The sequence below is a fragment of the Pseudomonas mendocina genome (assembly GCF_900636545.1).
GTDB classification, from domain to species: Bacteria; Pseudomonadota; Gammaproteobacteria; order Pseudomonadales; family Pseudomonadaceae; genus Aquipseudomonas; species Aquipseudomonas mendocina.
The window spans coordinates 3,648,068-3,673,857 of record NZ_LR134290.1 but is presented as its reverse complement, the minus strand read 5'-3'; the positions used below and the strand labels follow the sequence as shown (position 1 = coordinate 3,673,857).

23 protein-coding genes and 3 pseudogenes are annotated in these 25,790 nt (G+C 62.0%); 18 read left to right on the top strand and 8 right to left on the bottom strand.

The annotated features are described in order from the left end of the window. Nucleotides 1–83 precede the first annotated feature (83 nt). Nucleotides 84–533, top strand: coding sequence for a flavodoxin (locus EL191_RS17085; RefSeq protein ID WP_041979805.1), 450 nt, complete (start codon nt 84–86; stop codon nt 531–533). A 279-nt stretch (nt 534–812) separates the two neighbouring features. Here EL191_RS17085 and EL191_RS17080 read toward each other — a convergent pair whose 3' ends face one another. Beyond that, on the bottom strand, nt 813–1,721 hold the full coding sequence (locus tag EL191_RS17080) for a LysR family transcriptional regulator (protein ID WP_041979807.1): 909 nt from the start codon (nt 1,719–1,721) through the stop codon (nt 813–815). 142 nt (nt 1,722–1,863) lie between these two features. Between EL191_RS17080 and EL191_RS17075 the strand changes: the two genes are divergently transcribed. The 11 genes and pseudogenes from EL191_RS17075 (at nt 1,864) to EL191_RS17025 (ending at nt 9,909) form a co-directional block, all read left to right on the top strand. Continuing rightward, entirely contained in the window at nt 1,864–3,270 is a 1,407-nt protein-coding gene (locus EL191_RS17075; RefSeq protein ID WP_041979808.1) for an amidohydrolase family protein, read from the top strand. 12 nt (nt 3,271–3,282) lie between these two features. Further along, nucleotides 3,283–3,756 (top strand): DMT family transporter, encoded by a 474-nt coding sequence (locus EL191_RS17070; protein WP_041979809.1) that lies wholly within the window; start codon nt 3,283–3,285, stop codon nt 3,754–3,756. Nucleotides 3,757–4,204: 448 nt separating this feature from the next. Then, nucleotides 4,205–4,333, top strand: a pseudogene (locus EL191_RS17065) (LrgB family protein); the annotation flags it as partial. Between the two features lie 147 nt (nt 4,334–4,480). Next, nucleotides 4,481–5,257, top strand: coding sequence for a class II aldolase/adducin family protein (locus tag EL191_RS17060; RefSeq protein WP_017362712.1), 777 nt, complete (start codon nt 4,481–4,483; stop codon nt 5,255–5,257). Beyond that, a complete protein-coding gene (locus EL191_RS17055; RefSeq protein WP_041979813.1) occupies nt 5,254–6,147 on the top strand; it encodes an alpha/beta fold hydrolase in 894 nt (297 codons plus the stop codon). The genes EL191_RS17060 and EL191_RS17055 overlap by 4 nt, the downstream gene beginning before the upstream one ends. Then, entirely contained in the window at nt 6,140–6,670 is a 531-nt protein-coding gene (locus tag EL191_RS17050; protein WP_013716670.1) for a DUF1569 domain-containing protein, read from the top strand. Before EL191_RS17055 ends, EL191_RS17050 begins: the two co-directional genes overlap by 8 nt. A gap of 86 nt (nt 6,671–6,756) precedes the next feature. Then, nucleotides 6,757–7,065, top strand: a complete 309-nt coding sequence (locus tag EL191_RS17045; protein WP_013716669.1) for a hypothetical protein — start codon at nt 6,757–6,759, stop codon at nt 7,063–7,065. Nucleotides 7,066–7,177: 112 nt separating this feature from the next. Then, nucleotides 7,178–8,089, top strand: coding sequence for an SDR family oxidoreductase (locus EL191_RS17040; RefSeq protein WP_017362710.1), 912 nt, complete (start codon nt 7,178–7,180; stop codon nt 8,087–8,089). A gap of 146 nt (nt 8,090–8,235) precedes the next feature. Then, nucleotides 8,236–8,844 carry a DUF2846 domain-containing protein gene (locus EL191_RS17035; protein ID WP_017362709.1) on the top strand — a complete coding sequence of 203 codons (609 nt, stop codon included), beginning with the start codon at nt 8,236–8,238 and terminating at the stop codon, nt 8,842–8,844. A gap of 97 nt (nt 8,845–8,941) precedes the next feature. Beyond that, nucleotides 8,942–9,523, top strand: coding sequence for a DJ-1/PfpI family protein (locus EL191_RS17030; RefSeq protein WP_013716666.1), 582 nt, complete (start codon nt 8,942–8,944; stop codon nt 9,521–9,523). An 83-nt stretch (nt 9,524–9,606) separates the two neighbouring features. Then, nucleotides 9,607–9,909, top strand: coding sequence for a ribbon-helix-helix domain-containing protein (locus EL191_RS17025; RefSeq protein ID WP_013716665.1), 303 nt, complete (start codon nt 9,607–9,609; stop codon nt 9,907–9,909). Nucleotides 9,910–10,118: 209 nt separating this feature from the next. On the opposite strand, the gene EL191_RS17020 is transcribed toward EL191_RS17025, so the two are convergent. From EL191_RS17020 to EL191_RS16990, 7 genes are read right to left on the bottom strand one after another with little or no spacing between them, the layout of a single operon-like run. Then, nucleotides 10,119–11,606: an ATP-binding protein gene (locus tag EL191_RS17020; protein WP_041979814.1), complete on the bottom strand. Its 1,488-nt coding sequence runs from the start codon at nt 11,604–11,606 to the stop codon at nt 10,119–10,121. Then, a complete protein-coding gene (locus EL191_RS17015) occupies nt 11,603–12,259 on the bottom strand; it encodes a response regulator transcription factor (protein ID WP_041979815.1) in 657 nt (218 codons plus the stop codon). The genes EL191_RS17020 and EL191_RS17015 overlap by 4 nt, the downstream gene beginning before the upstream one ends. A gap of 27 nt (nt 12,260–12,286) precedes the next feature. After that, nucleotides 12,287–12,937, bottom strand: a complete 651-nt coding sequence (locus EL191_RS17010; protein WP_041979817.1) for a tetratricopeptide repeat protein — start codon at nt 12,935–12,937, stop codon at nt 12,287–12,289. Between the two features lie 10 nt (nt 12,938–12,947). Beyond that, nucleotides 12,948–13,739, bottom strand: a complete 792-nt coding sequence (locus EL191_RS17005) for an SDR family oxidoreductase (protein ID WP_041979818.1) — start codon at nt 13,737–13,739, stop codon at nt 12,948–12,950. A 4-nt stretch (nt 13,740–13,743) separates the two neighbouring features. After that, nucleotides 13,744–14,403, bottom strand: coding sequence for a TenA family transcriptional regulator (locus EL191_RS17000; RefSeq protein WP_041979819.1), 660 nt, complete (start codon nt 14,401–14,403; stop codon nt 13,744–13,746). Then, nucleotides 14,400–15,848 (bottom strand): AMP-binding protein, encoded by a 1,449-nt coding sequence (locus tag EL191_RS16995; protein ID WP_041979820.1) that lies wholly within the window; start codon nt 15,846–15,848, stop codon nt 14,400–14,402. The genes EL191_RS17000 and EL191_RS16995 overlap by 4 nt, the downstream gene beginning before the upstream one ends. Continuing rightward, complete coding sequence (locus EL191_RS16990; RefSeq protein ID WP_041979821.1) at nt 15,832–16,521, bottom strand: thermostable hemolysin; 690 nt, start codon at nt 16,519–16,521, stop codon at nt 15,832–15,834. Before EL191_RS16990 ends, EL191_RS16995 begins: the two co-directional genes overlap by 17 nt. A gap of 508 nt (nt 16,522–17,029) precedes the next feature. Here EL191_RS16990 and EL191_RS16985 point away from each other — a divergent pair. From EL191_RS16985 to EL191_RS16955, 6 genes and pseudogenes are all read left to right on the top strand, one after another. Further along, nucleotides 17,030–18,952, top strand: coding sequence for a type I restriction-modification system subunit M (locus EL191_RS16985; protein ID WP_041979822.1), 1,923 nt, complete (start codon nt 17,030–17,032; stop codon nt 18,950–18,952). Continuing rightward, the gene (locus EL191_RS16980; RefSeq protein WP_041979823.1) at nt 18,949–20,280 is read left to right on the top strand and encodes a restriction endonuclease subunit S; all 1,332 of its coding nucleotides are present in this window, start codon (nt 18,949–18,951) and stop codon (nt 20,278–20,280) included. The genes EL191_RS16985 and EL191_RS16980 overlap by 4 nt, the downstream gene beginning before the upstream one ends. 159 nt (nt 20,281–20,439) lie before the next feature. Next, nucleotides 20,440–21,375 carry a GIY-YIG nuclease family protein gene (locus EL191_RS16975; RefSeq protein ID WP_041979824.1) on the top strand — a complete coding sequence of 312 codons (936 nt, stop codon included), beginning with the start codon at nt 20,440–20,442 and terminating at the stop codon, nt 21,373–21,375. Further along, a pseudogene (locus EL191_RS16970) lies at nt 21,372–22,205 on the top strand (PDDEXK nuclease domain-containing protein); the annotation flags it as partial. The gene EL191_RS16975 and the pseudogene EL191_RS16970, both read left to right, overlap by 4 nt. A gap of 151 nt (nt 22,206–22,356) precedes the next feature. Further along, nucleotides 22,357–22,566: pseudogene (locus EL191_RS16960) on the top strand (PDDEXK nuclease domain-containing protein); the annotation flags it as partial. Between the two features lie 28 nt (nt 22,567–22,594). Continuing rightward, nucleotides 22,595–25,789, top strand: a complete 3,195-nt coding sequence (locus EL191_RS16955; protein ID WP_041979826.1) for a type I restriction endonuclease subunit R — start codon at nt 22,595–22,597, stop codon at nt 25,787–25,789. Nucleotide 25,790 lies beyond the last annotated feature (1 nt).

The window sequence follows — 25,790 nt, the reverse complement described above, 5'->3', positions numbered from 1 at the left end:
GTGTGCGCTGCATTCTAAAACATCGGGTCGGGCTGTCCACTTGCGGCATAATGCGCGGCGTTTTTCCTGTTTCTGGAGTTGTCATGAAAGTCGCCATTGTCTCGGGTTCGGTCTACGGTACGGCCGAAGAAGTCGCACGCCACGCCGAGCGTCAGCTCAAGGCCGCCGGGCTGGAGGCCTGGTACAAAGCGAACATGAGTCTCGATGAGCTGCTGGCCTTCGCGCCGGACGCTTTCCTCACCGTGACCTCTACCACCGGCATGGGCGAAGTGCCGGACAATCTGCTGCCGCTGTACAGCGAACTCCGCGATCGCCTGCCGGCCTGGAGCGGCAAGCCAGCGGCGGTGCTAGCCCTGGGCGATTCCAGTTACGACACCTTCTGCGGTGCTGGCGAACTGATCCGCGAACTCTACGTCGAGCTGGGGTTGCGCGAGGTGGTCGAGATGTTGCGTCTGGACTCCAGTGAAACCGTAACACCGGAGACGGATGCCGAACCCTGGCTGCAGACCTTCGCCAAGGCACTGCAGGCCTGACATGCATCGGTGGGCTCGCCAGTTGATCGACAGCCGGCTTGCCCTGCACTTAGGGCCGCCAATCTTCAAGCGATGCAGAGTTCACCGCAGTCCCCATAAGTGGACGTAAGCGAAAGGCTGCCGGCCATAAGGTGTACATCAGTTACTCATCACAAGCCATGCATCGCATCGTCCTACCCACCTCTGATCACGCGTATGCTCGAACAGGTGCTCGGTGAGCGCCCTTGTCTTAGGCGAAACCATCTTCCTCCACGCCAGAGGAAGATGGTGCTGTACCAGCTATTGACTGATCGAGTGATCGTCTCGGATAAGCATGCTTACCCAGTCAGCAAATACGCGGACAGCAGGCGATAGAAAACGCTGATGTGGGTACAGCAAATTGACGGGTACCGAGGGCGGCTGCCAGTCGGCCAGCACCTCGACCAGCCGGCCGTCTTGCAGGTGTTCGGAGACGATCCTCTCAGCGAGTTGCGCCAAGCCAAAACCTTCAAGGCACATCTTTATGTAGAGCCCTGTCTCGTTGACGGCCGCCGTTCCCTTTACTGGTACTGAAAGCTTTTCAGAACCGCGAGCGAAGTGCATATCGCCGACTCGTCTTGTGCGACCCGAAAAATAATGGATGGCCCGATGGTGGGACAAATCTTCTGGCACCTGTGGGGTGCCGTTTTCTCTGAGATAAGCAGTAGACGCACAGGTCACCCAACGAAAGTGGCCGAGGGGGCGTGCAATGAGCGTTGAGTCATTCAGCTCGCCTGTGCGAATGACGCAATCCACACCTTCCTGGACGAGATCAACCTGGCGATCGTTGACCCCTATCATCAGATAGATTTCCGGATAGCGCCTGTAGAAGTCTTGAAGGTTCGGCATGACGATAAAGTGGGCGATGCCGCCCGGCATATCCACCCGCAAACGCCCCTGCGGTCGTTTTACGGAATCCGTGAGGCTGGATTCCGTGTGCTCGATCAGCGTCAATATCTCCCGGCATTGCGCCAGATAGCATGCTCCCTCGTGCGTCAGGCTTACTCGTCGCGTCGTTCTGTTGAGCAGGCGCACTTGCAGGTACTTCTCGAGATTCTTGATGCTGCTGGTGACCGTCGAGGCCGGCAAAGCGAGTGTCTGCGCCGCCTTGATAAAGCTTCCCACCTCAGCCACACGGACGAAAACCTGCATCGCCTGAATACGATCCATGACTGTTCGTTGGCCTCATCGTGATCATTGAGAGAGTATTATTATTCGTTATTCCTGAATAACAAAAACAGTTTAGTCATGTTTTTACGCGGTATCGCTTTCCGTACATTGCCTTCAACGAACTCTGACGGAGGCACTGAAAGTGACCGATTACAACCGCAACATCGTGCAGGCTCCGGCCGCAGCCGCAGCACGAGTACTTATCCGCGGCGCCACGATTCTGAGCATGGATGCCGATATCGGCAATCTGGTGCGCGGCGACATCCTGATCGAAGGCAGCATGATCAAGGCCGTAGGCGAAAACATCGAGGCAGGTGACGCTGCCGTGATCGATGCCGCGGGCATGATCGCCATGCCAGGCATGGTCGATACCCACCGCCACTCCTGGGAGGGGCAATTACGGCGCATCAACCCCAATGCCGCGACGCTGGAAGACTACTGCAACGCAACGCACTTCTCGTTCGCCAAGTACTATCGCCCGGCTGACATGTATGTTGGCAACCTGCTTAGTGCATTAGGCTGCATCGACTCCGGCATCACGACCCTGGTCGATAACTCGCATAACAGTCGCACTGGCGCGCACTCCGACGCTGCGATCGAAGCGCTGCTCGATGCAGGTATCCGCTCCGTGCACGCTTCCGGTGCGCCGGTTGCGGGTGAATGGGACAAAGCCCACTGGCCCGGCAACCTGGAGCGCTTGCAGGAAAAGTACTTCAAGAACGAGCACAACAAGCTGGTCTCGCTGGCGGTCATGGCGCAGTTGGAGCCAGAACTGTGGGCTGAAGCTCGCCGACTGGGCCTGCCGATCATCACCGAGTTCTTCGGCGGCGCGATGGCAGCCGAGCTAGAAGGGCTGCATCAGCAAGGACTGCTGGGCCCCGATAACATCTTCAATCATTGCACCTCGCTGCCGGACTCCGGCTGGCAAATCCTTCGCGAGGCCGGCGTCCGGGTCAACGTCTGCCCACGTTCTGATGCTCACTACGGAATCGAGGATGGAATGTTCGCCATGCAGGCGGCGCATCGTCACGGCATCAACCCAGGGCTGAGTGTCGATAACGAAACCTCCTACAGCGGAGACATGTTCATGGAGATGCGCACGGCGTTCTACCTGCAGCGCGTCATGGGCATGCATAAGCAGCATGTGCAGCACTGCTGCGGCGCCGAACCTCATCTGCTAACTCGGCCTGCTCATGGCCTGCTCAAAGCGGCCACCGTCGACGGTGCCATCTGTGCCGGGCTGCAGGACAAGATCGGCAGCCTGGTGCCTGGCAAACAAGCCGACCTCATCCTGATTAATACGCTGGACGTCAACCTGTACCCGCCAGGTAACGCATTCGGCACCGTGGTACATGCGGCGGAGCGCAGCAATGTCGACACGGTCATGATCGGCGGACGCATCGTCAAGCGTGACGGCAAGCTGCTGGGCCTCGACAATGAGCAGCTCCGCGCGGCAATCGACGAGTCCCGTGAGCATCTGTTCCGCGCTGCCGGATACCAGCCTGACCTGTTTGCCGAGACGTTTGCGCCGCTTGTGTCGGCCCAATAAGGAGCGCGCGAGATGAACGCACTCTATTACCCGCTGGCCGTAGTCGCTGGGCTGGGGATCACCCTGCAGACCACCTTGAATGGCCAACTGGCCAAAGGTGTAGGGGGCGATTCCGTAGCCGCGGCACTGTTCTCTTTCACGGCCGGGGCGGTATGCCTCGGCATCTACTCGATGATCCGGGGCGGTATCGTGACCTCGCTGGTTGCCATACCTTCCCAGCCCCTGTGGAGCCTGCTGGGCGGTGTGCTGGGCAGCTGCGCGCTGCTCAGCTACGTCATGCTTGCCCCCAAGATAGGTCTATCAGCCTTGCTTGGGCTGGCTATCGCCGGGCAGATAAGCTCGTCGCTGGTGATCGATCACTTCGGCCTAATGGGGGCGGTTGAACGGCCGGTATCGCTCATCAAGGTAGGGGGCACAATCGTGATGTTGATGGGGCTGGCGGTTGCTCTTTTCGCTGACAGATTGACGTCGCTTCTGCCCAACTGAGTGCTTCGTAATTCCGTCTATTCAAGCATTAGCACAGGGCCGCTTGGCAAGTGCTAAGGCATCGATGAAATCGGCGCTCCTGAAGGACGCGTCTGGCCGGTTTGCAATGGTTCCGGGCGCTAATTGACCCAGATCAGGCGTTCTGGATCAGGTCAGCGGAGCTGAGCTCAGAGGGGGTGCGACCTGACTCGCCGTCTGGCGCGCCTCAGCGCGGATGAAGCTGGGTAGCTGGCCAGATGGTTCAACCAGTTCATCGAGTCTATCAACGAAGCCGTGTCGCAGATACTGGTTCAGGTTGCCGAGGTCGAGAGCTATGCCGCAGAACAACGTGCGCTAAAACAGTTGGTGGGACGTTTCCGTACAGACTGCTCGCGACGGCAGCCGTTGCAGCAGGCACTTGCACGCAAGCTCAGACCAGCGGCTTGCGGCTGAATATGGCGCTGTCGTACTGCTTGGCGTCGTGGCTCACGGTGCCGGTGTGGCCATGGCGCTGGAGGCGGGCAACGAGGAGGCTACCGTCGCCGGGCTGGGGTTGCTGAATTTCCTCGCCGCGCCGCTGTTGCTCCTGCTCCTATAACGAAGGCGAATATCCTGCTATCGCCCCGGCCCGCCAGGCTTTCTGACCTGCAAAGCCATGAATATGGCTGCCAGGGCAACTACCATGCTCTGGCGCCACGGCTAGACTGCCGACACCACCGACCAACAAGAACATCGAGGTGTCGCCGTGAATGCTCCGCTGAAACTCCCTGCCGTGAAAAATCAGGTCTCCGAAGCCGAATGGCGTACGCGCGTCGATCTTGCGGCCTGCTACCGACTGATCGCGCTGTACGGTTGGGATGACCTGATCTTCACCCACATTTCCGCCAAGGTGCCGGGGACCGAGGATTTCCTCATCAACCCCTATGGCCTGATGTTCCACGAGATCACAGCGTCCAGCCTGGTCAAGGTCGACCTGGCCGGCAACAAGCTGATGGACAGCCCGTTCGACATCAATCCTGCCGGTTACACCATTCACAGCGCCGTGCACGAGGTACGTCACGACGTAGGCTGCGTGCTGCACATTCACACGCCGGCGGGCATCGCCGTGTCGGCGCAGAAGCAGGGTCTGCTGCCGCTGTCGCAGCAGTCGTTGTTCGTCCTCGCCAGCCTGGCCTACCACGGCTATGAAGGGGTGGCGCTGAACCATGACGAGAAGGCGCGGCTGCAGGCGGACCTGGGCGACAAGAACTTCATGATCCTGCCCAACCATGGCCTGCTCACGGCTTTCGGTGGTATCGAAGATGCCTTTCTCGGCATGTTCATCCTGCAGCGTGCCTGCGAGATCCAGGTCATGGCGCAGAGCGGCGGCGCCGAGCTGATCCATATTCCGCAGCAGATTCTCGATGGGGCGCGGGCGATGATCGCCGGTGTGATGAAAACGCCGCAGGGCATGGGGGGCTCGCTGCCCTGGCCGGCGTTGCTGCGTAAGCTCGACCAGCAGATGCCGGGTTACGACCAGTGAGTGACCTGCCAGGCATCGCCCTGGATGAATGGCGCGCGCAGGGGCAGGTGCTGGACTTTCGCGGCCACTCGATTCGGTACTGGGTTGCCGGTGACGCTGCGGCCGAGCCGCTGTTGCTGATACATGGCTTTCCCAGCGCCAGTTGGGACTGGCACCGTCTGTGGGCGCCGCTGGCTGCACGTTATCGGTTGATCGCCTGCGACATGCTGGGTTTCGGTTACTCGGCCAAGCCGCGCGGCCATGCTTACAGCTTGCTGGAGCAGGCCGATCTGCAGCAGGTGCTACTGGCCCACATCGGTGAACAGCGCCCCGTGCACGTGCTGGCCCATGACTATGGCGACAGCGTGGCGCAGGAGCTGATCGCACGTCATCAGGACGGGCAACTGCAACTGGCCAGTTGCGTGTTCCTCAATGGTGGCCTGTTCCCGGAAACCCATCATCCGGTACGCGTGCAGAAACTGCTGCTCGGGCCGCTCGGGCCGTTGATCGGGCGATTGTTCTCACGGCGCAAGCTGGCGCAGAGTTTCGCGCGCATCTTCGGTCCGCGCACCCAGGCCAGTGAGGCCGAACTGGATGCCCTGTGGCAACTGGTGGCCTATAACAATGGCCCGGCGGTGATGCACCGCCTGATTCGCTACATGCCCGAGCGGCGCCAGCAGCGGCAGCGCTGGGTGGCAGCGATGCAGGCGACGACGCTGCCGATGCGGGTGATCGATGGCGCATTCGATCCAATTTCAGGAGCACATATGGTGGCGCGTTACCGTGAGCTGATCGCTGACGCCGACACGGTGCTGCTCGACGGTATCGGCCACTATCCACAACTCGAAGCCCCGGTTGCGGTGCTCGAGCATTATTTGCAGTTTCGCGACGCAAGGAGCTCGCATGCGTAGACGTACCCTGCTCAAAGGCGCGGCAGTAAGCGGAGTCGCCGTGCTTGGCGCCGGCTATTGGGCACTGCCAACCGGTCCGCGGCCAGCGGCTGTCAGTCTGGAGGGCGCGCGCCAGGTATTGGCGGATCTACACGGCAGGGCGCTGCAAAGCGTCCGCGGCTGGAGTCCGAGCGAAGTGTTCAATCATTGTGCGCAGAGCATCGACTATTCCATCGATGGCTATCCCGAGCTGAAGCCCGCCTGGTTTCGTCATACGGTAGGACCAGCTGCGTTCGCCGTGTTCAGTTCGCGCGGCGCCATGCGTCATCCACTGGACGAAGCCATTCCCGGCGCAGCCGAATTGACCGAGCCGGCGAGTCAGGCGCTGGCGTTGCAGCGCCTGCAGGCGGCGTTCGAACGCTTTGCCACTCACGAGGGCGACCTACAGCCGCACTTTGCCTACGGTGCGCTTGATCATGCCGAGTACGCCGAGGCGCACGTGCTGCATCTGTACAACCACCTGAGCCTGATCCGCAGCGCCTGATGCACGCTGCAATAAATTCTTGTCGAACCTCCGGCGCGGTGAGCAACTCACTAACTGTGTCACTCACAGAAAAGTCGAGGTTACTCATGAACAACATGAACAAGAAGTTATCTGCACTGCTGTTGAGCGGGATTCTGGGCGCCATGGCACTGCCAGCCTTCGCTGCCGGTGAAACCGGTACCCCGGATACAACTGGGCCGACTACGCCGACCACACCGACCACGCCCGGTGACAACGACCCGATGAACCCGGCGGATGATGGTGAAGGTATCCCGCCTGTTCAGGGGCCGAACACCGATGGTAACCCTGGCGGTGATGGTGCGGGCTCGGGTAACGGTACCGGCACAGGTGGTGGTGGTAATGGTTCCGGTTCGGGCTCCGGCTCCGGTAGCTGACGCGCATAAGGTCGCATTATCGGCCGTCATTCAGGGGCCCCGCGCGCCTTGTGAAGCAAGCGGGGCTGCCTGACACTCGGGGGTATTCACAACCTGCCCGAGGAAGCTGTCGATGAGCGATGCCATTCGTTTCGAAGATCAAGTGGTCATAGTCACCGGTGCTGGCGGTGGCCTGGGCCGTGCCCATGCGCTGCTGTTCGCCCGTCATGGTGCCAAGGTGGTGGTCAACGATCTGGGTGGCAGTACGCACGGCGAAGGGGCCAACGCCTCGGCTGCGGACAAGGTGGTCGAAGAGATTCGCGCCTTTGGCGGTACCGCGGTGGCCAACCATGATTCGGTCACCGATGGCGACAAGATCGTACAGACCGCGCTCGACCATTTCGGTCGTATCGATGTACTGGTCAACAACGCCGGCATCCTGCGCGACAAGAGCTTTCACAAGATGGAAGACGCCGACTGGGACCTGGTCTACAAGGTTCACGTCGAAGGTGCCTACAAGACCACTCACGCCGCCTGGCCACATCTGCGCGAACAGAACTTCGGCCGCGTGATCTTCACCTCGTCCACTTCCGGTATCTACGGTAACTTCGGCCAGAGCAACTATGGCATGGCCAAGCTCGGCCTCTACGGCCTGACCCGCACCCTGGCCATCGAAGGCCGCAAGAACAACATTCTGGTCAACGCCATCGCGCCGACTGGCGCCACACGCATGACCGAAGGGCTGATCCCGCCACAGGTGTTCGAGCAACTCAAGCCCGAGCTGGTCAGCCCGCTGGTGGTGTACCTCGGTAGCGCCGCTTGCCAGGACACCGGTGGCCTGTACGAGGTCGGCGGTGGCTGGGTCGGCAAGGTGCGCTGGGAGCGCAGTCTGGGCGCCGGCTTCGATCCCAAGGCCGGCTTCAGTCCCGAGGACGTCGCCGCACAGTGGCAGCGCATCTGTGATTTCGAGGGCGCTGCACATCCGGCGGATAACGTCGAGGCGCTCAAGGAAATGATGGCGAACCTGCAGAAATACGCGCTCTGAGCGATGAGCCGATGAAAAAGGGCCGACAGTTATGTCGGCCCTTTTTTGTTACTGCTTGATAATCCTGAGCCTGGCCGCACTTTCGTCGGGTGATGCTGGCACGCAGCGGCGCTAAGCTCGGCGCATAACCATAAAAGGAATGATCGATGCGCCGTCTGCTGTGGTTGCTGCCTATCGTCCTGCTTACCGCCTGTTCCACTCCGGGAGCGTTCTTTGGTGCGACGGACGGGGAGGCCTTCGCTCCTCACGTCCTCAGTGACGAAAACCATGCGCTGGTCTACCTGTATCGGCCGCGCAACGACTGGGCCGACCAGGAACTGGAGGCGCCCGGACTGTTTCTCGACAACCAACTGATCGGCAGCCTGCCGAGCAATGGTTACCTGGTACTGGAGTTCGATGCCGCCAGCTACAAGCTGGAGATGCGCCGCCCACTGGTCGGCAGTTTCTGGACGTTGCTGGCTGACGGGCCGTTCGACTTCACCCTGATCGCCAGCTTCACCCTCGACGCCGCCGTTGGCGCCACCTATTACCTGCGTTACGACGAAGACGGCCCGCCGCCCATGGGCGGAGCGCTTGAAGGTGGCGGCGATGGGCCCCTGCAACTGGTATCGGCTGAACTGGCCCAGGCCGAGCTGGGGGTGACCCGCCAGGTGCAGCCGATGGCCCGCGTTGCGGCCAGTCAACAGGAGCCGGAGCGTCCGCAGCGCGGTTTCTGGCGCTCGATCGGCGAGGCGCTGGACAAGGTCGGCATCTGAGCACAAGCAGCGTGCGGGAGTAGTACTCGGCTGTTACCTGTCGGAAGAAACAGGGGCGAATAATGGCGTTCGTTCCACCTACCTTCAGGAGACGATCATGGCTGCCAAGAAGATTCTCATGCTGGTCGGCGATTACGCCGAGGACTACGAAACCATGGTGCCGTTCCAGGCGCTGCAGATGGTCGGCCACACCGTGCATGCGGTCTGCCCGGACAAGGTCACCGGGCAGACGGTGCGCACCGCCATTCACGATTTCGAGGGCGACCAGACCTACAGCGAGAAGCCGGGGCACAATTTTGCGCTCAATTTCGATTTCGCCAAGGTACGTGCCGAGGATTACGACGCCCTGGTCATTCCCGGTGGCCGCGCGCCGGAATACCTGCGCCTCAATGCCGAGCTGATCGCCCTGGTCAAGGCCTTCGCCAGCGCCGACAAACCCATCGCCGCCGTTTGCCACGGTGCCCAGTTGCTGGCGGCCGCGGGTGTGCTGGAAGGGCGCGAATGCAGCGCCTATCCTGCCTGTGCGCCGGAGGTGACACTGGCGGGGGGCAAGTACGTGGAAATTGCGGTCGACCAGGCGCATGTGCAGGGCAAGCTGGTCACTGCACCGGCCTGGCCAGCGCATCCTGCCTGGCTGGCAGCGTTTCTCAAGGTACTCGGCACGGAAATTCGCCTGTAACCGACGTAGCCCGGATGCCATCCGTAGGCGCATCATTTACCCGGCTGCATCCGGGCTGCGACGCTCATGAGGAGACCAAGCCGATGTGCGAACTCTATGTGAAGGCCGACCCCATTCTGTATGAGTCGCGCTCGCGTTCATTGCGTATCCGCGGAGTGGTGACCACGCTGCGTCTGGAGAACCAGTTCTGGGACATTCTGCGCGAGATCGCCGAAGTCGATGGCATGACCACCAACCAGCTGATCGCCAAGCTGTACGAGGAGGTCATGGACTTTCGCGGCGAAGTGGTCAACTTCGCCTCGTTCCTGCGCGTCAGCTGCACCCGCTACCTGGCGCAGAAGGCCGGACGTCAGGTGCCGCTGCGAGTGGTCGGCGCGGCCGGTTGAATCACTGGTACATCCAGAAATTCGGGTGCTCCTGCACGCTTGCTGTCTGCTGGACTGGTTGGGCGGGTTGGAAGAAGCGCTTGATCAGGCTCATGTGTCGTTACTCCTGTAGTGGGTTGCTGAACAGGTCTGCATGATCGAAGAAGCGCTTCGATTGATAAAACGGATTGTCTCTATTTCTTCAATTGTCTGTGTCTATGTTTCGTCGGTCAGGCCCCGCTGGCTTGGCGTCGAGGCAGCCTGACGCTCACGCGCAACCCGCCGAGCGGTGATTCATCGAGGGCGATGCTGCCCTGATGCAATTCCACCACGCGGCGTACGATGGACAGGCCAAGCCCGGCGCCCTGGCCATCGCCGATACGGAAGAAACGCTCGAACAGGCGCTCGCGCAGTTCCACCGGTACACCGGGGCCACTATCGAGCACTTGCAGTACCAGTTCCTGTGGCGTGGCCTGCAGTTGCACCTGAATGCAGCCGTCTGCCGGGGTGTACTGCACGGCATTGCTGACCAGGTTCTGCAGCAGGATACCCAGGCTGGGAGCATCGGCTGGCAAGTGATAGTCGGCGGGCTCCTGCGCTTCGAGAATCAATTCCTGACGGCGATTGAGTGCCAGCGGCGTCAGCTCGGCCAGTTCACTGCGCAGGAAGGCCAGCAGGTCGAGATTGCCCATGTTCAGGCGAATGCCGTTGGGGTCCAGGCGCGCCAGGGTCAGCAGCTGGGCGACCACCCGTGTGGCACGGTCGACACCACCGCCCAACTGTCGCAAGGCCTCCTCGCGATCACCGGGGTCCGGCGCCTCCAGCGCGTTCTGCGCGTGGATACGCAGTACCGCGAGCGGCGTGCGCAGCTCGTGGGCCGCATCGGCGATAAAGCGTTTTTCCTGTTCCAGCAGTTGGTTGACCTGCATCAGCAGGCGGTTGAGCGCCGCTGCCATCGGCTCCAGTTCGTTGGGTAACGGCGGAAAGACCAGCGGCGCCAGGTTGTCCGGCGCGCGGCCGCGAATGGCATCGGCCATACGTTTGAGCGGATACAGCCCCCAGCCAACGGTCAGCCACAGCAGCAGACCGACGATCGGCAGGCCGATCAATAACGGCTGCAGGGTACGCTGAGCGATCTTGTCGATCAGCTCGCCGCGTACGTCTTCACGTTCACCCGCCAGCACCCAGTGGTAGTCGCGGCTGTCATGCAGCACGAACACCCGCCAGCGATGCTCGCCGATGTTCAGGGTGTGATAGCCGATCAGGTAACGGGCCAACTGCGCCAGGCGCTGCTGCATCGGTTGATCGTTATCGGGTAGCACCAGGCCGAGCTGCTGGATCATGTCGTTGAGCAGGCCGGGCGGGGCGCTAGCGGACTGGAACAGCAGCTCGCCATCGTCGTCGAGCATCTGGAAGGCCAGCTTGCCTTCATATTCGTGGCCAAGCAGGTTGTCCGGGTTGCGTGCGCTGTGCAGCAACAGGGCTTCATCGAGCACGGCCTGCATCTCACGCCGTTCGCTTTCACTGAGGTCGTGGCGCACCAGGCCCATAAGCAGGCGCGCGGTCTGCGACAGTTGGGCGTCGAACAGCTCGCGCACTTCGTGCACGGAGTCGTTGTAGATCTTGTGGCTGATCAGCCCGAAGCTGCCCGCTACCAACAGCAGCAACAGGACCAGTAGACGGGTACGGATGGAGCCGAAGGTTTTCAGCAGCCTCATTTGTCCACCAGATAACCGACGCCGCGCACGGTGCGGATCAGCTCCGGAAAGAATTTCTTGCGCAGGTGGTGCACGTGCACTTCCAGGGCGTTGCTTTCCACTTCCTCGTCCCAGCCATAGAGGGCCTGTTGCAGCTTGTCGCGAGTCAGTACGCGACCAGGCTGGATCAGCAGCTCATGCAGCAAGAGGAATTCCTTGCGCGGCAGGTTGATGGTCTGGCCCTGGTACTCGACCACCTGGCTCGCCGGGTCGAGGCGGATGCCGCGGTATTCCAGGGCTGGTTGCGGACGCTGGAAGCTGCGTCGCAGCAGGGCGCGCAGGCGCGCCTTGAGTTCGGCGACGTCGAAGGGTTTGATCAGGTAGTCGTCGGCACCGGCATCGAGGCCGGCGATGCGGTCACTGGTGGCATCGCGTGCGGTGAGTACCAGCACCGGCACCGGGTTGGCCGCGGCACGCAGGTGCTTGAGCACCTGCAGGCCATCCATGCGCGGCAGGCCCAGATCGAGAATGGCCAGTTCGAAACTCTCGTGGCTCAGCGCATGCAGCGCGCTGGCGCCGTCCTGCAGCCAGTCCACGGTATAGCCTTCGGGTTTCAGCGCGGTGCGAATGCCTTCGCCCAGGGCCTGGTCGTCTTCGACGAGAAGAATGCGCATGGCAACTCCTGTAGGGATGCGTCCGAGTTACTGGAGTTTACGCTCGACTTGCTGCAAAAGCGCCGTGGCTTCTGCACGGCGGCCCTTGTCGGCCAATTCGCGGCCAGGACGGTCCTTGGCGGCCAGGGCTTTCTCCAGAGCAGCTCGCGATTCCTCGTAGCGCTTCTGCCGCTGCAGGTAGTCGCCATAGAAAAAGTTCGGGTCGAGGCCGTCCGGGTTGATCGCCAGGGCCTGTGTGAGCATCTGCTCGGCCTTCTCGTCGTCGCCGAAGCCGATCGGCCAACCTGGTACCTGGTAGTAGAGGCTGCCGAGGCTGGTGTAGGCCGAACCGGCCAGCGCTTGCGGGTCTATGGCCAACGCCTGTTCCAGGCTGGCCTTGGCTTCCTTGACCAGGCTCAGTGCGCCGAGGCCACCTTTGGCGCCGGCCTCGGTGCTGAGGATGATGCCACGCCAGATCAGCAACTCGGGGGCTTCTGGCTCGCTGGCCAGGGCCGCGTCGGCCTGTGTCACGAGCTTGGCGAAGGCCTCCTCGCGTTGTTTCTCCGGCGTCTGGTAGTTGATCTCGGCCCAGCGCGTCTGTAACTGGTGCAGCTGCGCTTCGCCGCCTTCACTGAGGGCGAAGGCGGGCAGGGTGGCGAAACCGAGCGTGGCGATGATCAGGGTACGCAGTGCGTTCACGGGGTTGTCCTCAGTGTTTATGACGGGCGAAGCGTTGAATGATCGGCAGCTGCTTGCGCAGGGCCTGGTCGACCACGCGTGGCAGCAGGCCGTTGAGGCGCACGAACAGGCGCTCCGGCCAGCCCAGGTAGCGTTCTTCCTGCTCGTGACGGATGGCTTGCAGCAATTCGGCCGCGACTTTCTCCGGGTCGTCCATGGCCACGCCCAGCTCGTCGTTCATCGCCACCACACTGGGGGCGTTCATCGCCGTGCGGGTGGCGCGTGGCGCGAAGTACAGGACGCGAACGTTGGTGTCGGCCAGCTCGCGGCGCAGCGCTTCGGAGAAACCGCGCAGGGCGAACTTGCTGGCGCAGTAGGCGGCGAAACCCGGGTAGCCGATGGTGCCGAAAGTGGAGCCGACGTTGATCAGCAGTGCGCGGTGTTGGGCGCGCAGCAGCGGCAGCAGGCGCTGGGTCAGTTGCAGCGTGGCGGTGACGTTGAGGCCGATCAACTCGGCGATCTGCTGTTCGTCCTGTTGGTCGAGCAGGCCAAAGCGGTTGACCCCGGCGGCGTTGATCAGGCAGTTCAGCCCGCCGAAATTCTGCGACGCTGCCACCAGCGCATCGCGCCCGGCGCGGGTGCCGATATCGGCCTGGACCAGCTGAATCTGTTGCGGATAGCGCTTGAGGAGCGCTTGCAGTGGCTCCAGACGACGGCCCACTAGGAGCAGGTGGGCGCCTTCATCGGCCAGACGTTGGGCCAGGGCCAGGCCGATACCGCCACTGGCGCCGGTAAGCAGGGCACGGCAATTCGTCGGTTGCATGACCTTACTCCTCGCCGGCAAGCGGCAAGCTGCGGAACATGTCGCCATACAGGCGGTAGACGACCTTGGCGGTGTGCACCACAGCAGCCTTGTCATCGTCGTTGTCCAGGCGGTTCATCAGCTTCTTGAAGAACTCGATGTGCTCCAGGTCCAGGCTGCCGTGGGAGTTGAGGTAGCTGAAGGCCTTGTTCGGCAGTTGCAGCTTGTCCTGGATGATGCCGGCGGCCTGGGTGGCCAGGGCGATGCTGGTGCCTTCGAGCACGTTGACCATGCCGAAGAAGCTCACCGGGTTGTGCCGGGCGATGCGGTCGTAGACATAGGCCACCATCAGTTCGGTGGACATGTGCGGCGTGCCATGGCGCACCGCATCCTTGTCCGCACCGCAGGCGGCGATGTCATTGAGCACCCACTCCTGGTGCCCGGTTTCCTCTTCGATGTACTCGGCGATGGCTTCGCGCAGCCATTCCAGACGTTCCGGCAGGCGTGCGCCGCAGGCCATCAGCAGCGGTACGGTGTGCTTGACGTGGTGGTAGGCCTCGGTGAGGAAGGCGATGTAGCTGCGCAAGGCGACCTGGCCGGTCATGGCCTGCTGGATGATCGGTGCGCCGAGCAGGTAGTCGCGTTCAGCCTGGGTCTGAGCCAGCAGGGATTCGTAGAAGCTCATGCGTGTACTCCTTCTGCCATCAACGCTTCGATGGCGGCTTGGTAATGATTGAACAGGGCAGTGCGGCGCAGGCGGCCGTTGGCCGTGGCCAGGTCGTTGCTCGCGTTGAAGGGGGCATCGGCGCGCAGCCAGTGGTGCACTCGGGCGTAGTCCGGCAGGCCGTGATTGACGGCGTCCACGGCCGCCTGCAACTGCGCGTCAGGGGTGTTGGGAAAGCGCGGCACCAGCACCGCGACGTTGGCCGGCAGCGCCTCGCCGTGCAGCCAGGCCTGGGCGATAGGCAGCTGTTGCACCAACTCGGACTCGACCCATTCCGGGTTGACGTTGCGCCCATAGGCGGTGATGAACTGATGCTTCTTGCGCCCATGCAGCACCAGGAAACCGTCCTCGAAATGACCGAGGTCGCCGGTGCCCAGCCACTCGCCTTGCGGCGCCGGGTCGCCGATGTAGCCGAGCATGCGCGCGCCCTTGACCAGCACCTCGCCGTCATCCGTCAGGCGGATCTGCAGATGCTCCAGCGGTTTGCCGGTGCTGCCGATATGGCGCTGCTCGGGGGTGTTCAGGCAGACCACCGAGGCGCACTCGGACAGCCCGTAGCCCTCGAAAATTGGCAGACCCAGCGCATCGGCGCGCTGCAGCAACTGGGCCGAGACGCGCCCGCCACCGACGGCGACGAAGCGCAGTGAGCCCGGTACCGGCAGTTTGCGCTCGGCTGCGCTGACCAGCGCCAGTAGCAGTTGCGGCAGCAGGATCAGGCTGTTCGGCTGGGCGGCTTGCAGCGCCTGCAGAAAGCGCATCAGGTCGAAGCCACTGGCGCCGCTCAGGCCGATCTGTGCCATCGGCATCAACTCCACGCGCGCACCGGCCAGCAGCGGGGCGTAGACGCCAGCAATGTTCTCCAGCAGGGTCGCCAGCGGCAGGATGCACAGATGGCGCTCCACTTCGCGGCTGGCGCTGGCCTTGACCAGGCTGTCGGCCACCGCCAGTTGCGTGGCCAGATCCAGGCACACGCCCTTGGGCTGACCGGTGGTGCCGGAGGTGTAGGTGATCTTGCAGGTGCCGGCGTGCAGCTCGGGCGGTTGCGCCACCGAGCGGCGATGAATGCCGTTCTCGACGGTGGCGAAGCCGGGTGCACCGGCGCCGATCAGGCAATCGATGCCGGCGCTGTCGAGCACATGGCGTTGCTGATCGGCGGAGAAGAACCCGGGTACCGGCACGCAGACCAGGCCGGCATGCAACGCCGCCAGATCCCACAGTATCCAGTCGATACCGTTATCCAGCGCCAGTGCCACGCGCTGGGCGCCCAGCTCGCGCAGATGACGGCTGCGGCTGGCCACGGCTGCCAGCAGACCGTCATAGGTGAGTTCGTGACCATCCTCGGCCAGCGCCGTGCGCGGACCAAAGGCGGCTAGATGCTCGAAGAAGGATTCAGCTGCAGACCACATTGGGCATGTCCTCCAGGGCATAGAGTGGTTGGTGGCCGAGACGGGGATAGGCGCCCAGTTGCAGCAGGCGCTGATGGCCGCCATGGATGTCGCCGGCCATCACCAGTGGGCGGTTGGCGTAGTAGTTGCCCCAGTCGGCCAGCTCTTCGCCCATGCGCGCCGGGTCGGCCTCGCCCAGGGCGATGGGGGTCAGGCCCAGGCGTTGGAAGCTGTTGAGCAGCGTCGGCGTACCGGTGAAGGTGACCCAGCGGAAACCCAGGGCTACCAGCAAATCGGTCAGGGCGACGATCAGCAGGCGCGCAGCACCGGGACTGTCGGCAGCCAGGTTGCCGACTTCCACCACCTCGCCACGACCAGGTTCGACATGACCAAGGCGGGCACCGATGGCGGTTTCGATCGGCTCGTTCAGGTAGCGCTCGAGAAACAGCGCGCCGCTGTTGCCGCCACGCACGCCCACTGCACCGAGCAACTGACCGGCCTGGTTTTCCAGGCCGAACAGGCAGGGCATGAAGTGACGGATGCGTGCACCGTGCTGCAACTCGAAGCGCTGGCGGATGAACTGCTCCAGCACCGCGCGCCGCGCGCTGCCAGGGGAAGCCAGGTGGAGTTCGTAAGTATCGCCGCGCCCGATACGGGCAACGGGACGGTCGTGATGCGCCCAGGGTAGTTCCATCGTCGGAACCTCGGTGATTGGCCTGGGGGTGATTCTGGGAGGGCTGGCTTAACGCTGTATTAAGACTTTGCAGAATGTTTCGGGCGTTGCGTTATCGCGGCTGAAGCCCCTCCCACAATCCGTGCGTCGGTGGGTGCCAGCGTTCAGGCCCGGCGCCTGTAGGAGGTGCTTTAGCGACGAGCTGTTCTGTCGCGGCTAAAGCCCTCCCACAGTCCGTGCGGCAGCAGGCGTCAGCGTTCAGGCCTGGCGCCTGTAGGAGGTGCTTTAGCGGCGAGCTGTTCTGTCGCGGCTGAAGCCCCTCCCACAGTCCGTGCGGCGGCAGGCTTCAGCGTTCAGGCCTGGCACCTGTAGGAGGCGCTTTAGCGGCGAGCTTTTCTATCGCGGCTGAAGCCGCTCCGCTCTGACACTGGCTCATGAGCGGGGGAGCGGGTAAGGTTCGCCATCGTTAGAAATACCTCGCAGGCAGGCGCGCAAGGCGCCTTGCGGCATTCGCTCAAGGAATACACGCGTGAACCAGCAAAACCTCGCCGACTTCATCTGGAACGTGGCCGACGTGCTGCGCGGCGACTTCAAACAGTCCATCTACGGCCGCATCATCCTGCCCTTCACTTTGCTGCGTCGTCTGGAGTGTGTGCTGGAGCCAACCCGTGACGCGGTGCGTGCCCAGCATCAGGCGATGAAATCCAGCAGCGTTGATCTGGATCTGATCCTGCCCGCCACGGCCAAGGCCACCTTCTACAACGTCTCGCAATTCGACCTGGCTACCCTGGGCGCCACCGATACCCGTGCCAACCTCGAAGACTACATCGCCAAGTTTTCCGCCAACGCCCGCCAGGTGTTCGAGCACTTCGCCTTTTCCGACTGGCTGGTGCAGCTCGACAAGGCCAAGTTGTTGTATCTGGTCACGCAGAAGTTCGCCGCCATCGACCTGCACCCCGAGGTGCTGAGCAACCACGAAATGGGCCTGGTGTTCGAGCACCTGATCCGCAAGTTCGCCGAATCCGCCAACGACACCGCCGGTGAGTTCTTTACCCCGCGTGACGTGGTGCGCCTGACCACCACCCTGGTATTCGCCCCGGATCACCGTGCCCTCAATCAGGAAGGCGCGGTGCGCACCGTTTATGACTGCGCCGCCGGTACGGGCGGCTTTCTGTCTTCGGCCATCGAGTTGGTCAAGGATGAATGGAAGGCCCCGGCGCGCATCGTGCCCTACGCCCAGGAGCTGAACCCGGAAACCTACGCCATCTCCGTGGCCGACAAACTCATCCAGGGCTTCGAGACCAAGAACATCAAGCTTGGTAACACCCTGTCCAACGACCTGCTGCCCGCTGAGCGCTTCGACTACTGCCTGGCCAACCCGCCGTTCGGCGTGAAGTGGGAGAAGGTGCAGCCGCAGGTGCAGGCCGAACACAGCCAGCATGGCTTCTACGGGCGCTTCGGCCCAGGCCTGCCGCGCGTGGGCGATGGTTCGCTGCTGTTCCTGATGCATTTGCTGTCCAAGCGCAAACCGCCGGAAGAGGGCGGCACGCGCATCGGGATCGTGCTGTCAGGCTCGCCGCTGTTCAACGGCGGCGCCGGCTCGGGCGAGTCGGAGATTCGCCGCTGGATACTGGAGAACGATTGGCTGGAGGCGATCATCGCCCTGCCCAATGACCTGTTCTACAACACCGGCATCGGCACCTATGTCTGGGTGCTGTCCAACCACAAGGACGAACTGCGCAAAGGCAAGGTGCAACTGATCGACGCCACCGCCATGCACGCGCCCATGCACAAGAGCCTGGGCAACAAGCGCAAGTACCTGTCCGAAGTGCAGATCGCCGAAATCGCCAAGCTCCATGAAGCCTGTGAGCACGGCGCCCAGTCGAAAATCTTCGCCACCAGCGACTTCGGCTACCGCCGCATCACCGTCGAGCGCCCGCTGCGCCTGCGCTTTGCCGTGACGCCGGAAAATCTCGCCGCCTACCGCGAGGCCAAGGGCGCTGATCAGATCGACGCCTTCGCCAGCGTGAGCGGCGAGTCCGACAACCTGCCGGCCTTCCTCAAGGCCGCTGGTATCAAGAAACTTGGCAAGGGCGCGCTGAAAGCCGCACTGGCCTGCTTCGGCGAACGTGACCCCAGCGCCCAGCCGATGCTCGATGACAAGGGCAAGCCGCAGCCCGACCCCGACCTGCGCGAGTTCGAGAACGTGCCGCTGAACCAGAACGTCGAGGACTACTTCGCCCGCGAAGTGCTGCCCCATGTGCCCGACGCCTGGATCGACACCGCCAAGCTCGACCCCAAGGACGGCCAGGTGGGCATCGTCGGCTACGAGATCAACTTCAACCGCTACTTCTACGTCTACCAGCCGCCGCGCCCGCTGGCCGAGATCGATGCCGACCTCAAGGCTGTGGAAGCCGAGATCGCCGCGCTGCTGGGTGAGGTGACGGCGTGAGTCAGTACAAACCCTACCCGGCCTATAAGGATTCCGGGGTGGAGTGGTTGGGGCGGGTGCCGGAGCATTGGCACGTTGCACGTATGCGCTATGTAGCCACCTTGAATCCGCCTGTTCGTCGCGATTTGCTGGATGATCCGGAACAAGAAGTTTCTTTCCTGCCGATGGAGGCTATTGGCGAAGATGGTTCGCTCAACCTTGAGCAGAATCGTCCGGTAGCTGACGTAAGAAGTGGTTATTCCTATTTTGAAAATGGTGATGTGGCCTTCGCTAAGGTCACGCCCTGCTTTGAGAATGGGAAAGGGGCTCTGATGCTGGGGCTGCAGCGTGCTGCTGGGTTTGGCACTACCGAGTTGACTGTAGTTCGCCCGAATCCAGCAGTTGCAGATGCCCGCTATATCAACTACATCGTTCAAGCTTCCAGTTTTCGTGCCTTCGGCGCCGGTGCAATGACCGGGGCCGGTGGGTTGAAGCGAGTACCGGATGAGTTCACGCGCAATTTTCCGGTATCGCTCCCTGATCTAGATGAACAGCGTCTAATCGCCAGCAAGCTCGACCGCGAAACCGCCCGCATCGATGCACTGGTCGAAAAGAAAACCCGCTTTATCGAACTGCTGCGCGAAAAGCGCCAGGCGCTGATCACCCATACCGTCACCAAGGGGCTTGACCCGAACGTAAAGATGAAACACTCCGGCGTGGAGTGGCTGGGGGAGGTGCCGGAGCATTGGGATGCTTTGCCTTTGCGGCGAGTGGTAAGTGCTGTGAAAACCGGCGGCACTCCATCCGAGGAACCGCCGAGTCCAGACTCGGATGGCCTCGCTTGGTATACACCAGGAGACTTTGGTGGCTCATTGGTTCTTACTTCATCCGAGAAGCGTGTCAGTGCTTTGGCCGTCAGTTCTGGTGAGGCAAAAACCTATCCGGCTGGTGCAGTGCTGGTAGTGAGTATTGGTGCCACGTTGGGTAAGGTCGGTTATCTCGTCGAATCAGCCTCTGCAAATCAGCAGATAAATGCTGTTATCCCTAATTCGCGGATGAGTGGGTACTTTTTGGCCTATTCGCTTTCCGTCAAGACCGAAGCAATGTGGTTTCTGGCAAACGCGGCGACTATCGGGATTATGAATCAAGAGAAAACCAAAGAAATTTGGCTTGCTGTTCCGCCTTCGCCAGAGCAAAAAGCAATCACTGAATATCTCGATCAAGGTACAGGGCGACTGGATAGTTTGATCGGCAAAACCGAACACAGCATCACTCTCCTAAAAGAACGCCGCTCCGCCCTGATCACCGCTGCCGTGACCGGCCAGATCGATCTGCGGGAGTCGGTATGAGCCGTAGGGTGGATCACGCCTTATCGATCCACCGAGCGGTCTTGCAGGGGGCAGCCTGTCGCCGTGCCGTGCATCGGTGGATGAAAAGAGCGTTATCCACGCCGCGTGATATGTTCCGCTCCACGCTTTCTCGCTAACACCTGACAACAAGGACGTGCCATGACCCAAGGCCGTAGCATTCGACTCTTTCTGGTGGACGGCACGCCCAATGGCCTGCTGACCGCCGAGATCATGAATTGGACGGGCCATGTGCTGACCGGCCCGCGCAGCAAGCTGGCCGAATTGGTGCAGCGCTCTGAGTGTGGGCGTACCGGTGTGTACTTTTTGGTCGGCCCCGATCCGGACGACAGCCTGCGCTCTCGCGTGTATATCGGCGAGTCCGACGATGTGGCGCAACGCCTGAAAACCCATAACCGCCCGGAAGAGGCGGGCGGCAAGGACTTCTGGGAGCGCGTGTGCCTGGTCACCAGCAAGGATCAGAACCTGACCAAGGCCCATGTGAAGTATCTTGAGAGCAAGCTGATCGGCATTGCTGCCAGCGCCGGGCGTTGTGTGCTGAGCAATGGCACGGCGCACGAATACGCCGGGCTACCCGAGTCCGACCGCGCCGATATGGCGTTCTTCTTGGAGCAGATTCGTACGGTACTGCCGGTGCTGGGTTTCGAGTTCCTGCGTGAGCTGAGCAAGCCATCCGCGCCAGTTACTGGCGATAACCTACCTACTATCGAGCGTTCACCGTTGTTTCGCCGGGAAGTTCCCAAAGAAGGTGGATATGCATTGGCGCAGGAAATTGATGGTGAGTTCTTCGTATTGAAGGACTCCAGGGCGCGCAGCAAATGGGGTGGCGCTCCGGGTGGTTATGAAGCTTTGTTCAAGCAGTTGGTTGCTGACGGTGTGTTAGTACCTGATGCAAGCGGCTTGCTGAGATTTGTAGACGACTACGCTTTTAAGAGCCCTAGTGCGGCGGCTGCGGTTGTTGCGGGCCGCTCTTCCAATGGTCGCACTGCATGGCTTGTGGATGGCACCGGACAAACCTACGCCGCCTGGCAGGATCAACAATTAAGCGCGTTGCAGCCAGCGCCGGAGGACGCATGAGCGCGCCCGAGTCGCATACCTCGCTGCAACCCTTGCTCGCTGAACTGGCCGAGCTGATCCGCCAGGCGCGACAGCAGGCCGTGCGAGCGGTGGATGCGATTCAGGTGCAAACCTGCTGGGAAGTGGGGCGGCATATCGTCGAGTTCGAGCAGGGTGGGCAGGCGCGTGCGGCCTACGGCAAGAAGTTGTTGCCAGCTCTGGCCACGGCGCTGACCGCTGAGTTCGGCAAGGGTTTCGATGCCTCCAACCTGCGTTACATGCGTCAGTTCTACCAAGCCTTTCCAATTCGTGACGCACTGCGTCACGAATTGAGTTGGACGCACTATCGCACTCTGCTCAAGGTGGATAGCGACAGCGCTCGCCAGTGGTACATGAACGAGGCTGCCACGCAGAACTGGAGCACCCGCGCGCTGGAGCGGCAGATCGGCACGCTGTATTACGAACGCCTGCTGGCCAGCCAGGATCGCGCGGCGGTGGAGCAGGAAGCCGCGAGCAACCTGCAGGCACTGGGCAAGAGCCCGCGCGAGTTCGTGCGTGACCCGGTGCTGCTGGAGTTTCTCGGCCTGCCCAATGCCGGCACCTTGCTGGAAAGCGAGCTGGAGCAGGCGCTGATCGACCAGTTGCAGCAGTTTTTGCTGGAGCTGGGCAAGGGCTTCGCCTTCGTCGGCCGGCAACAGCGCATCAGCACCGAGAGCAAGGATTTCTACATCGACCTGGTGTTCTACAACTACCTGCTCAAGTGCTTTGTGATCTTCGATCTCAAACGGGGCGAGCTGACTCACCAGGACATCGGCCAGATGGACATGTATGTGCGTATGTTCGATGACCTCAAACGGGCACCTCTAAAAACTACCTGCGTTGCCATCACTGCGTTAAAAACAAGCTCAAAATGCTCATTTACAACTCGTAAACTCCGCTTTTTCGCTTGTTTTTGCCTTGTGCTGGCTGCCTCGCCTACGTTTTTAGAGGCGCCCAAACGCGGGCCCGGAGGATGGCCCGACTGTGGGCATCATCCTGTGTGCGCAAAAGGATGCCTCGCTGGTGCGCTACTCGGTGCTGCAGGGCAGCGAGCAACTGTTCGCCAGCAAATACAAGCTGGTATTGCCCAGCGAAGAAGAGCTGCGCGCCGAGCTGGATCGGGAGCGGGCGCGCCTGGCCGAGCAGCACGGGTTGTATGACACGCGGGCCTAAGCCCACTGATTGGATTGCGAGGGATGGCATGAGTCACGTGCACCATGAATGCGAACTGGAGCGACACATCGTCGAGCAACTGGCCGCTGCCGGTTGGCTGGTCGGCCGCTCCGCGAACTATGACGCGGCGCGTGCGCTGTACAGCGAAGATGTGCTGGCCTGGCTCGATACCAGCCAGGCTGAGACGATGGCCAAGCTGCGCGCGCTCAATGGTGCGGGCACCGAAGCCGCGTTGCTCGATCGCCTGGTCAAGCAACTGGAGAACAAGACCGACGGCGGCACGCTCAATGTGCTGCGCAGTGGGTTTTCCATCGCGGGCGCCGGCACCCTGGCCATGAGCCAGGCGCTGCCCGAGGATGCGCGCAACGAAACCGTGGCCATGCGTTACGCCGCCAACCGCCTGCGGGTGGTGCCGCAACTGCGTTATTCGCAGGACAAAGCGGACGAACTCGACCTGGTGTTGTTCATCAACGGCATACCCGTGGCCACGGTGGAGTTGAAGACCGATTTCACCCAGTCGGTGGATGCTGCCATGGCGCAGTACCGTCAGGATCGTCGCCCGGAGCGCAAGAGCGGTGGCAGCGAGCCGCTGCTGACGTTCAAGCGCGGCGCGGTGGTGCACTTCGCCATGAGCGACAGCGATATCCGCATGAGCACGCAACTGGCGGGAGCCGAGACGGTGTTCCTGCCCTTCAACCGGGGCAATGACGGTGCTGCCGGCAACAAGGCCGAGGACGATGATTACCCGGTGAGCTATCTGTGGCAGAGCGTGCTGCAGAAGGACAACTGGCTGCATATCTTCCATCGCTTCGTACTGCTGGAGCGCAAGGCCCAGCAGGATGCCAACGGCAATACCCGGTTCAAGGAGCGCCTGGTGTTCCCTCGCTTCCATCAATGGGACGGGGTGACGCGCATGATCGATGCGGTGCGCCGTGAGGGCGTTGGCCAGCCGTATCTGATCCAGCACAGCGCCGGTTCCGGCAAGACCAACACCATCGCCTGGACGGCGCATTCGTTGATCCGCGTGCGCCGCCCCGATGGCGAGCCGTATTTTCATAGCGTGATCGTCGTTACCGACCGTCAGGTGCTGGATCAGCAGTTGCAGGAGGCGATTCGCCAGATCGACCACCAGGCCGGTGTGGTGCGCGCCATCGACCGCGAGCAATCCAGCCTGCCCAAGAGCAAGCAACTGGCCGAGGCGATGCTGGCAGGCGTGCCGATCATCGTCTGCACCCTGCAGACCTTCCCCCATGCGCAGAAGGCCATTCTCGAAGAACGCAACCTGCGTGATCGCCGCTTCGCCATCATCATCGACGAGGCGCACAGCTCCACGGGTGGCAGCACGGCGGATGATCTGCGCTACGTGCTCACCGGGCAGAGCGAGGAGGAGTGGAAGAAGCTCTCGCGCGATGAGCGTTTGTCGGTCTGGCAGTCGTCGCGCAGCCGGCCGAACAACGCCAGTTATTTCGCCTTTACCGCCACGCCCAAGCATTCGACGCTTAGCCTGTTCGGTCGCCCGCGCCAGCCAGCGTTGCCGGTGAGCGAGAGCAATCCGCCTGTGCCGTTTCACCTGTACACCATGCAGCAGGCCATCGAGGAAGGGTTCATCCTCGATGTGCTGCGCAACTACACCAGCTATGACGTGGCGCTGCGCATCGGCAGCGAGATGGTGGACGACAAACGCGTGGACGAGAAGAGCGCGCGGCGCAAGCTGGCCAAGTGGCTGTCGCTCAACCCGGTGAATGTCGGGCAGAAGGTCGAACTGATCGTCGAGCACTTTCGCAAGAACGTCGCCCACCTGCTCGGCGGCCAGGCCAAGGCAATGGTGGTGACCAGCTCGCGTGCGGCAGCGGTGAAGTACCACCTGGCGCTGGAGGATTACTGCCAGCGGCGTGGCTACGCCAATGTGCGGGCGATGGTGGCGTTCTCCGGTGATGTGCCCAACCTCGACCCGGATCTGAAAGCGCCGCTGGCCGCCAGCCTGCCGGATGAGCATGCCTTCAATGAGCAGAACCTCAACGCCAAACTGGGCAACCAGGACATGCGCACGCTGTTCGACACGCCGCATTACCAGGTGATGATCGTCGCCAACAAGTACCAGACCGGCTTCGACCAGCCCAAGCTGGTGGCCATGTACCTGGACAAGAAAATTTCCGGCGTGGAGGCGGTGCAGACCCTGTCACGGCTGAACCGCACCTATCCGGGCAAGGACAAGACCTACGTCATCGACTTCGCCAACGAGGCCAAGGAGATTCTCGAAGCCTTCCAGACCTTCTATCGCGACGCGCGGATGGCCGATATTCAAGACCCGAACATCGTCTTCGACATCCGCCAGCGCTTGGATGGCATGCACCTGTACGAGCGCGCCGAGGTGGAGGCGTTCGGTGATGCCATCGTCGATCCCAAGGTCACTCACCAGAAACTCTATGCGCTGACCCAGCCGGCTACCGACCGATTCAACGGCAAGCTCAAGACCCTCACCGATGCCATCGAACAGTGGGAACGGGCTTTGTTCAAGGCCGAAGAAGCGGGCGATGAAGCCGGTGCAGCCTATGCCGATGCGCAGCGCGCGGAATACTGCAAACAGCGCGATGAACTGCTGATCTTCAGCGAGAGCCTGTCCAAGTTCGTCCGTTGCTACGAGTACATCGCGCAATTGGTGGACTTGGGCGATCCAAGCCTTGAGGCCTTCGCCAGTTTCGCCCGCCTGCTGCGCAAGCGGCTCAAGGGTATTGGCGCCGAGCAGGTGGATCTGGGGGATCTCAAGCTCAGCCATTATCGAGTCAAAGCGGGCGAGCGTCTCGATGGCGTGGCGGTTCAGGGGGAAAGCCCCGGCCTGTACGGTATTACTGACAATGGCCTGCGCGAGGCCCGCGACCGTGAGAAGAAGTACCTGACCGAGCTGATCGAGCGCCTCAACGCTGCCTTCGGCAAGGATGTTTCCGACACCGATCAGGTGATGCTGGCGCTACAGGTGTCCGAGACGCTGCGCAGCGATCCGGTGGTGATGGCGCAGATTCACAACAACGACCTCGAACAGGCGCTGAAGGCTGACCTGCCGATCCGCGCCGTTGAGGCCATAGTCGGTGCCATGAGCAGCCATAACAGCATGGCGACTCGCTTGCTGAGCGATGAGCCCAGCCGCGAGTTCTTCATCACCGTGCTCTACGAGCTGCTCAAGCGTGATGTGGGGGCGCAGTTACTAGGGGCTGCGCGGCAGTGAC

Bases quoted from the DNA above. Each gene is read 5' to 3' on its own strand.
- EL191_RS17035 (WP_017362709.1), top strand. From the start codon at position 8,236: ATGCGCCGTCTGCTGTGGTTGCTGCCTATCGTCCTGCTTACCGCCTGT.
- EL191_RS17000 (WP_041979819.1), bottom strand. From the start codon at position 14,403: ATGAGCTTCTACGAATCCCTGCTGGCTCAGACCCAGGCTGAACGCGAC.
- EL191_RS17015 (WP_041979815.1), bottom strand. From the start codon at position 12,259: ATGCGCATTCTTCTCGTCGAAGACGACCAGGCCCTGGGCGAAGGCATT.
- EL191_RS17070 (WP_041979809.1), top strand. From the start codon at position 3,283: ATGAACGCACTCTATTACCCGCTGGCCGTAGTCGCTGGGCTGGGGATC.
- EL191_RS17050 (WP_013716670.1), top strand. From the start codon at position 6,140: ATGCGTAGACGTACCCTGCTCAAAGGCGCGGCAGTAAGCGGAGTCGCC.
- EL191_RS16975 (WP_041979824.1), top strand. From the start codon at position 20,440: ATGACCCAAGGCCGTAGCATTCGACTCTTTCTGGTGGACGGCACGCCC.
- EL191_RS16995 (WP_041979820.1), bottom strand. From the start codon at position 15,848: ATGTGGTCTGCAGCTGAATCCTTCTTCGAGCATCTAGCCGCCTTTGGT.
- EL191_RS17020 (WP_041979814.1), bottom strand. From the start codon at position 11,606: ATGAGGCTGCTGAAAACCTTCGGCTCCATCCGTACCCGTCTACTGGTC.
- EL191_RS16955 (WP_041979826.1), top strand. From the start codon at position 22,595: ATGAGTCACGTGCACCATGAATGCGAACTGGAGCGACACATCGTCGAG.
- EL191_RS17030 (WP_013716666.1), top strand. From the start codon at position 8,942: ATGGCTGCCAAGAAGATTCTCATGCTGGTCGGCGATTACGCCGAGGAC.
- EL191_RS17005 (WP_041979818.1), bottom strand. From the start codon at position 13,739: ATGCAACCGACGAATTGCCGTGCCCTGCTTACCGGCGCCAGTGGCGGT.
- EL191_RS17045 (WP_013716669.1), top strand. From the start codon at position 6,757: ATGAACAACATGAACAAGAAGTTATCTGCACTGCTGTTGAGCGGGATT.
- EL191_RS17080 (WP_041979807.1), bottom strand. From the start codon at position 1,721: ATGGATCGTATTCAGGCGATGCAGGTTTTCGTCCGTGTGGCTGAGGTG.
- EL191_RS17040 (WP_017362710.1), top strand. From the start codon at position 7,178: ATGAGCGATGCCATTCGTTTCGAAGATCAAGTGGTCATAGTCACCGGT.
- EL191_RS17085 (WP_041979805.1), top strand. From the start codon at position 84: ATGAAAGTCGCCATTGTCTCGGGTTCGGTCTACGGTACGGCCGAAGAA.
- EL191_RS16990 (WP_041979821.1), bottom strand. From the start codon at position 16,521: ATGGAACTACCCTGGGCGCATCACGACCGTCCCGTTGCCCGTATCGGG.
- EL191_RS17025 (WP_013716665.1), top strand. From the start codon at position 9,607: ATGTGCGAACTCTATGTGAAGGCCGACCCCATTCTGTATGAGTCGCGC.